Source organism: Marinobacter sp. ELB17 (genome assembly GCF_000169375.1).
Taxonomy (GTDB): domain Bacteria; phylum Pseudomonadota; class Gammaproteobacteria; order Pseudomonadales; family Oleiphilaceae; genus Marinobacter.
On the sequence record NZ_AAXY01000058.1, the window covers coordinates 1 to 8,521 of the forward strand.

The 8,521-nt window shown below is 55.0% G+C and carries 5 protein-coding genes; 3 read left to right on the top strand and 2 right to left on the bottom strand.

Annotated elements, in window-relative coordinates; genetic code table 11:
* Positions 1 to 283: 283 nt before the first annotated feature.
* Positions 284 to 4,189, bottom strand: coding sequence for a phosphoribosylformylglycinamidine synthase (purL, locus tag MELB17_RS22710; RefSeq protein WP_007352690.1), 3,906 nt, complete (start codon positions 4,187 to 4,189; stop codon positions 284 to 286).
* 247 nt (positions 4,190 to 4,436) lie between these two features.
* Between purL and MELB17_RS25975 the strand changes: the two genes are divergently transcribed.
* The gene (locus MELB17_RS25975; RefSeq protein ID WP_007352691.1) at positions 4,437 to 5,186 is read left to right on the top strand and encodes a transporter substrate-binding domain-containing protein; all 750 of its coding nucleotides are present in this window, start codon (positions 4,437 to 4,439) and stop codon (positions 5,184 to 5,186) included.
* A gap of 81 nt (positions 5,187 to 5,267) precedes the next feature.
* Positions 5,268 to 5,972 (top strand): transglycosylase SLT domain-containing protein, encoded by a 705-nt coding sequence (locus MELB17_RS25980; RefSeq protein ID WP_007352692.1) that lies wholly within the window; start codon positions 5,268 to 5,270, stop codon positions 5,970 to 5,972.
* Between the two features lie 27 nt (positions 5,973 to 5,999).
* On the opposite strand, the gene MELB17_RS22720 is transcribed toward MELB17_RS25980, so the two are convergent.
* The gene (locus tag MELB17_RS22720; protein ID WP_007352693.1) at positions 6,000 to 6,473 is read right to left on the bottom strand and encodes a regulatory protein RecX; all 474 of its coding nucleotides are present in this window, start codon (positions 6,471 to 6,473) and stop codon (positions 6,000 to 6,002) included.
* Positions 6,474 to 6,662: 189 nt separating this feature from the next.
* Here MELB17_RS22720 and MELB17_RS22725 point away from each other — a divergent pair.
* Positions 6,663 to 8,521 (top strand): DUF349 domain-containing protein (locus MELB17_RS22725; protein WP_007352694.1); only part of this gene is annotated, 1,859 nt, incomplete at its 3' end.

Below are 8,521 nucleotides of genomic sequence, written 5' to 3' on the forward strand. Positions count from 1 at the left end.
AAGACAGATTGGTGACAAAATCGCCGCCTAAAAATAATCGTTATTTATCAATTACTTAAATTTTCTTACTGAAATTATCATGATAAATCATGGGGTTGTTTACAGAACATACAGTGAATGCCCGAAAATGTGCATAAAATTTACCAGTCAAGAGTTTTTTTTGGAAATTATGCAGTTTTTTCTCTTGATATCCCCAAACAACACAAATTACAGGCAAAAAAAACCGGGCATCCGCCAGCTCCTTTAACAGAGCTGACAAAAGCCCGGCTTTTACACCAACGACTTAGCCAAACCAGCGCCGCGCATTACGGAACATCCGTAGCCACGGGGCGTCTTCGTCCCAACCTTTTGGTTGCCAGGAATGCTGTACTGCGCGGAATACGCGCTCCGGGTGCGGCATCATGATCGTTACCCGGCCGTCACGAGTTGTGAAACCGTTCACGCCAGCCTCAGAACCGTTAGGATTAAACGGATAGCGTGTAGTAGCGGCGCCGTAATTGTCCACGTAGCGCAAAGCGATTTGTTCGCTTTCTGCCAGCGACGCCAACGAGATGTTGCTGCTCAACTCGATCTGGCCCTCGCCGTGTGCTACGGCAATGGGCATACGCGAACCCGCCATTCCTTCGAAGAAAGCCGACGGTGAAGGCAACACCTCCACCATAGCCAGGCGCGCCTCGAACTGCTCTGACTGATTGCGAACAAAGCGCGGCCAGCCTTCACTGCCAGGGATCAGTTCATGCAGACTGGACAGCATCTGACAGCCGTTACACACGCCCAGAGCCAGGGTGTCCTGACGGTTGAAGAAAGCCGCAAACTGGTCACGCACACGATCGTTGAACAGTATGGATTTGGCCCAGCCTCCGCCGGCGCCCAAAACGTCACCAAACGAAAAGCCGCCACAAGCCACCAGGCTGTTGAAGCCTTCCAGTGACATTCGACCAGACAACAAATCGCTCATGTGTACGTCAACAGCGGTGAAACCGGCACGATCAAACGCCGCCGCCATTTCAACGTGGCCGTTTACGCCCTGCTCTCGCAACACGGCTACTTTGGGTCGCGCGCCAATGTTGATAAAAGGCGCACTGATGTCTTCATTGATATCAAACGTGGTTACTACCTGCAAACCCGGGTCTTTGGCATCCAGAAGGTTATCAAACTCCTCCCGCGCGCAGTCTTCGTTGTCGCGCAACGATTGAACACGGAAGCTGGTTTCGCTCCAAAGGCGCTGCAAATCGAGCACTGGCTCATCTACTACAAATTCGCCGTTAAAGCTCATCTGTACACGAGCCTCCGAAGTCGGCTCACCAATAACGATTGTATGGTTGCCTAATCCAGCTGCGGAGAACTGCTGCAGCACGAATTCGGTATCGTCGCGGCGCACCTGAATCACCGCACCCAATTCTTCGTTGAACAGTTCGCGGACAAACTGCGAGGCATTTTCCGCCACTCCGTCCAGCTTGATGTCGATACCGGCACGACTGGCAAAGCACATTTCAACCAGAGTGACAAAAAGGCCGCCATCCGAGCGATCGTGATAGGCGAGCAATTTTCGGTCAGCGTTCAGGCCCTGAATCACCGCGAAAAACGCTTTCATGTCTTCCGGATCGTCCAGGTCCGGCGCTACTGCGCCAACCTGGCCATATACTTGGGCCAACGCAGAGCCGCCAAGACGGTTCTGGCCCGCAGCGAGGTCTACCAGGATAAGATCGGTATCGCCAGCGTCCAGCTGAAGCTCCGGCGTTAGCGTCAGCCCCACATCGGTAACCGGCGCAAAGCCGCTGACCACCAGCGAAAGTGGCGCCGTAACGCTTTTCTGCTCACCACTGCTTTCTTCCCACACGGTTTTCATGGACATCGAATCTTTGCCGACGGGAATGGTAATACCCAACTCTGGGCAAAGTTCCATTCCCACCGCACGCACGGTTTCATAAAGATTCTCATCTTCCCCCGGGTGGCCAGCCGCGGCCATCCAATTTGCTGACAAGCGCACATCTGACAACTTGGCGATAGGCGCCGCAGCTAAATTGGTCAGAGTTTCACCCACCGCCATACGGCCAGACGCCGGCGCGTTGACCGCGGCAACCGGCATGCGCTCGCCCATGGCCATAGCTTCGCCGCTGCGCACGTCAAAGGAACTGGCGGTTACCGCTACGTCTGCGACTGGAACCTGCCACGGGCCCACCATCTGATCCCGTGCTACAAGCCCGGTAATGGTGCGGTCGCCAATGGTGATCAGGAAACTCTTGGAACCCACTGACGGCAAACGCAACACGCGACGAATCGCTTCGTGCAGGTCCACCCGGGTGGAATCGAATAAGCGTTTAGTAAATGACGAGCGTGTGATGCTGCGATGCATACGCGGAGCCTTGCCAAACAACATATCCATCGGCAGATCGACCGGCTTATCATTGAAGTACGAATCCGCCAACTCCAGGTGGTGCTCTTCAGCGGCTTCGCCAATCACCGCATAAGGGCAACGTTCACGACGACAGAGCGCATCAAACAACTCCAGGTTTTCTGGCGCCACGGCCATAACGTAACGTTCCTGGGACTCGTTACACCAGATTTCCAGCGGCGACATACCCGGCTCGTCGCTGGGGATTTCACGCAACTCAAACTTACCGCCGCGACCACCGTCTTTCACCAGCTCCGGCATGGCGTTTGACAAGCCACCAGCGCCAACGTCGTGAATAAAGCAAATCGGGTTGGTGTCACCCATCTGCCAGCAGCGATCAATCACCTCCTGACAACGGCGCTCCATTTCCGGATTGCCACGCTGTACCGAGGCAAAATCCAGATTTTCATTGCTGGAACCAGAATCCATAGAGGATGCCGCTCCGCCGCCCAGGCCAATCAGCATAGACGGACCACCCAGAACAATAAGCTTGGCGCCTACCGGAATGTGGCCCTTCTCTACGTGCTCGACTCGAATGTTACCCAGGCCGCCGGCAATCATGATCGGCTTGTGGTAGCCGCGCACTTCTTCGCCTGCAGGGCCTGCAACCTTGGCTTCAAAGGTACGGAAATAGCCCGTGAGGTTTGGCCTGCCAAATTCGTTATTAAAAGCCGCGCCGCCGATCGGGCCTTCAATCATTATATCCAGCGCGGAGGCAATACGGTCTGGCTTGCCATAACCGATTTCCCAAGGCTGAATGTCGCCCGGCAAATTTAGGTTAGAAACGGTAAACCCGCTTAAGCCGGCTTTTGGCTTGGAGCCACGACCGGTTGCGCCTTCATCACGAATTTCTCCACCGGCGCCCGTGGCAGCTCCGGAAAATGGCGCAATCGCCGTTGGGTGGTTGTGGGTTTCCACCTTCATCAGGATGTGTATGTCTTCCTGATTGTAGCCGTAAATACCGGTGTTCGAATCCGGGAAGAAGCGGCCCCCACGACTCCCGGCAATAACAGAGGCGTTGTCTTTGTAAGCAGACAACACGCCTTCGCTGTTCATTTCGTAGGTGTTACGAATCATCTCGAACAGGGATTTCTGCTGATTTTTGCCGTCGATGTCCCAAGACGCATTGAAGATCTTATGGCGACAGTGCTCGGAGTTGGCTTGGGCGAACATCATCAGTTCAACGTCTGTGGGGTCACGCTTCAGATCAGAGAACGCAGCCCCCAGATAATCAATCTCGTCGTCCGCCAGCGCCATACCCAAGCGACGATTGGCGTCCACCAGTGCTTTACGACCGCCGGCAAGAATACCCACGCAACCCAACTCGCGAGGTTCGTCGTGGCTGAACAGCAACTCGGCGCCGCCCATCTCGTGAAATACTTTTTCTGTCATGCGGTCGTGCAAAAGCGCCGCAATTTTCCCCCGCTGTTCCAGGCTTAACTTCTTCGCCGAACGCACATAGTAAGCAATACCCCGCTCAATACGCAGGACGTGACGCAAGCCACAGTTACGCACAATGTCGGTTGCCTTGGATGACCAGGGCGAAAGCGTGCCGGGGCGGGGAACCACAAGAAACAACACGCCTTCGGGCTGCTCTACGGACACACTCGGGCCGTAACTCAACAGACGATCCAGAATCGCCTGTTCCGCGTCAGACAAGTCGCCATCCAAATCGGCAAAATGCATGAACTCGGCGTACACATGGTCAATTTCGGGGACGCTGCCTTTCAGGCAGGCGTGCAATTTATTGAAACGAAAAGGTGAAAGCGCTGGTGCGCCGCGAAGTTCAAGCATGGTAGCAACCTGTATCGCGCGTAGCGGGGGTTTGGGGAGACATTTTGAAGGCGCATCATACTCGAAAGCGCCTCCGGGATACAGCGATCCAGCACCTTACCAAACAACGCCATCAAGGATGCCGCTGATCGCTCTTTAATTGACCGGACCACGCACAACATAGATGATTGCAAGAACCTGTAGGCACCAAGACAGACAATCAGAAACTGGCCGTACACTCGCTTAAAACCTTACGGAGATAACGCTTTTGCCGGCAAACACCCAGTTGCAGCTAGCTTACCGGCGGGTATTATCGTTGCCCGAGCGGGTCGGCAGGGGCTCTGCCATGGTAGCACTGCTGGCGTTTACTTTGGTTTTGAGTGCCTGCTCACGGCCAACAACCCTGCAACAGATCAAAGCCGAAGGTGTACTGCATGTCATTACCCGGGTTGCACCCTCAATCTATTACAAAGGTCGTGACGGACCCACCGGCTATGACTACGAACTGGTGCAGCTATTCGCAGAACACCTGGGCGTAGAGCTTCGGATTCGCGTTGCCGAAGACAACACCGAAATTCTATCTGTGCTGGCCCAAGACTTCGCCCACATAGGGTTAGCGGGGCTGTCAGGGCAAAAACAGTTCCAGGGTCAGATGCGGGCACTGGCGACCGGTATAGAAGTAGAGTCAGTGGTGGTGTATCACCGCGACTCTTCCAAGCCCGAAGCTCTTGCCGATTTAGCAGACAAACCATTGCATATAGTGGCCGACAGCAATCACGAACCACAACTGGAAGAGGCGCGAATCGATGTCCCTCAGCTGTCCTGGCAGGTTCACCCGGGCCTGGATGCCGCCGGTTTGCTGGCACGGGTCGAGACCGGTGAGTTGCCTTACGCGGTGGTGTCATCCAACGAGCTGGCGCTGAACCACGTGTTTTTTCCCGATGTAAAAGAAGCAATACCGCTGGGTCCGCCCCGCGAGCTGGCCTGGCTGTTTCCTGCAATGCAGATCGGTCATTGATTGAGCTGCAGGGCAATTCTTTGGGATGCTTGCCGAAGACGGCACCATGGAGCAGATCACCGAGAGTGTTTTTGGTCTCATATGGACTGGGGAAAACGTTGGGCGTTACATTTTGTGCGCCACACCGAAAAACGCCTGCCAAAATATGAAAGCCTGTTTCGCTCTTACGCCGACCAATTTGCCATGGACTGGAGGCTTCTGGCGGCCATTGGTTATCAAGAATCCCACTGGCGGCCTCGGGCAACCTCGCCCACCGGCGTACGCGGACTGATGATGCTTACCCGCTCAACGGCAAAGTACGTGGGCGTCAAAAATCGCCTCAGCGCTGAGCAGAGCATTCGCGGCGGTGCCAAGTATTTAAATATTGTGCACGACCAGATCCCCGACCGAATTGAGGAGCCCGACCGCACCTGGTTTGCTCTGGCTTCTTATAACGTTGGGTTTGGCCATTTGGAAGACGCACGCATACTGACCGAGCAGGCCGGAAGGAATCCGGACCGCTGGTTGGATGTAAAAGAATTTCTGCCACTGCTGACGCAAAAAGAATGGTACAGCCAAACGAAGTTTGGTTATGCCCGTGGCCACGAGCCAGTGATCTATGTACAGAACATCCGCCGCTACTACGATGTGCTGGTGCGCATGACCGAACCCGCCGCAACACCGGATACCCTGCTAGCCGATGACCCTCTGACACGGCCTGGCAACGACGGCGAGGCGCTCATGGCCGCACCAGAAATTCAGGCCGCCTTGCCAGAGCAATTGACAGACGTACCACCTACGCTGTGATCTTTCGGAGCCCAGTGCCTTTAGCATTCATGCCGGTTCTACCGCATCCAACGCAGCATTAATCTGTTCCTGGGTAAATCCGCGGCGCTGAAGGAAACGCATCTGGCGCAAGCGTTCTTCCAACTGCCCGCGCAAATCTAATAACCCGAAGCGCTTACGGCGCAGTCGTACGGCCTGGTCACACCAATCCTGCAAGCTCATTGTCTGCAGAGTGTCAGCATTTTCAGACACGCCACGTTGGCTCAATTCACCCGTTATGCGCAGCAGACCGTAACCCGCCTCAATACGTTGCCGCGCATAGGCTTCGGCAAAGCGTTCATCGCTCAGCCAATCCTGTTTTTGGTAGTCATCCAGCACCGTTTCAATGACCGCTTTTGACAACTGGCGCTGCAACAACTTACGAGTAAGTTCAAGCCGACTGTGTTCACGCCGGGCCAGTAAGCGCAGCGCCACAGAACGGGCTTTATAATCGTCACCCTGATCATTTTCAGATTTTGCCATGACATCTATTTCCGCATCGCTTCACAAAACGCTAGACTAGCGCTCGTGTTCTATACGCCCGGTAGCTTCGTACCTAGACATCCAAGCGTCCAGCACCAACCTCAACGGGTGCTGAAGAACGGTAGCGGCACACTTTGCCCGACACCGCAGACTGGTATCAACCAGAAAGATACTTTAAGGAAAACACCCATGGCCGCACTTCTTCGCAGATTGTTCAAATCCCGCATAACAAAGCTGAAAACACCCGCACCAGCGGTCAACAAACAGCCTCAGCAGGCGGAAGCTGCCAAATCCGCAAAAGAAGATCGCGGCGCCCGGATTGCGAAGCAGCTGGAAGCCGTACAAGGTATGCCAGCGCAAACAAAACTGGCGGAGCTGGCCATTGGCGGGCTAACCGCTGAAGTTCGCAGTCGTGCCGCCAGCGACCTGCGCGACGAAGCCTTGCTACATGACGTTATCCGCCAAGCGAAAGGCCGGGACAAAGGGGTTTTCCAGATAGTTCGCCAAACACTTCAACAGTTACGCGACGTCCAAGCCGCACAGAATGAACTGGAAGAAAAGCGACAGCAGCTGATTCAACAAGCGCAGGACCAAGCCCGCAGTGAAGACAACACCCTGTACGGGCCACGTCTGGACACGCTGATCAAACAGTGGAAAAGCGTAGAGACTGACGCGAGTAACGAGCAGATCACAGAATTTCTGAGCGCCACCCACCAGTGCCGTGAACGCATTCGCCAGGTGCAGCAACAGCAGCTACAAGAACAGCAACTTCATGAAAAACTCGACCAGCGCAAGCAAACCTTGACGCTACTGGACGAAACGCTGGCCCAATTAAAAACCGACGACACCCGCGAGCCGCCCACGCTGACAGCTCTGGACGCACTGCTGAAAACCCAGCACAACCGCTGGCTTGAAGCCAGTGAAAATACCGACGTAAGCGCGCCCGAACAAAGCCGCTACAACACCGCCAGCGCCGCTCTGCGTGCCTATTTAGAAGCACACGAGCGACTCATGCAGGTGCAAGAACAAATCGCCAAGCTGGCGGCCAACTCAGCTCCAGGCGACGGAACCAAAGATGATGCAGAGCTTCGCGGGGAGACAGCAGAGCAGGCCAAAACCCTGCTCGCCATACTGGACTGGCCAACGACGTTTCCACGGCCCGAGCCCGTCATTGTGCTACAGACACTGGCTAAACAGCGCAAGAAAGCAGAACCGGTCGAACAACCAGACCTAGCACGCCAGAACAGCCTTTCAGCAGATCTGGACAGGCTCCTCACGGAGCTTGATAGCGCCCTGGAGAACAAACAGCTGAAGCCCGCCAAGCAGCTACTAAAAAACGCCCAGCAAATTACCAAGAAACTCGATTCCCGGCACCAGAAGCCATTTGTTGCGCGCACGCAATTGCTACAAGGCCAGTGTAACGAACTCAGCGACTGGCAGGGCTTTGCCACCACACCCAAGCAGATCGGACTGTGCGAGCAAATGGAACGTCTGGCAGAGCAGCCTATTGATCCAGAAGCCAAGGCCGCTCACATCAAAGAATTGCAAGAAGGTTGGAAAAACTTGGGCGGCTCTTCTGACCGGTTGCTTTGGGCCCGCTTCAGGCAGGCATCCGATGCCGCCTACGAACCTTGCAAAGCTTACTTCGCCGCAAAATCCGATCTAAAGCACGCCAACCTGGCCACACGCCAACTGATCTGCCAGCAACTGCAAGAATTTGTGGCTCAGGCCGACTGGTCTAGTATTGACTGGAAAGTGGCCGAGCGTATTCATCAAACCGCACGCCAGGAATGGAAGGCCGCATGGCCGGTAGAATTCCGCGACAATCGTCCGTTACAAAAACAATTCGACGAATTACTGAAACGGCTGGATGCCAAACTGAACGATGAGCGCCAGCGCAATGAAGCTCTGAAGCAGGCCATTGTTACCAGCGCCGAAGAGCTGATCAGCACCGAACCCCTGACCGACGCCATGGTGCAGGCCAAAGAGCTACAAGGCCATTGGCAGGCTATCGGGATTACCCATCATCGCGAAGACCGAAAACTCTG

Excerpts from the sequence above, each read along its gene's own strand:
- purL (WP_007352690.1), bottom strand. The coding sequence starts at position 4,189 with ATGCTTGAACTTCGCGGCGCACCAGCGCTTTCACCTTTTCGTTTCAAT.
- MELB17_RS25980 (WP_007352692.1), top strand. The coding sequence starts at position 5,268 with ATGGACTGGGGAAAACGTTGGGCGTTACATTTTGTGCGCCACACCGAA.
- MELB17_RS22720 (WP_007352693.1), bottom strand. The coding sequence starts at position 6,473 with ATGGCAAAATCTGAAAATGATCAGGGTGACGATTATAAAGCCCGTTCT.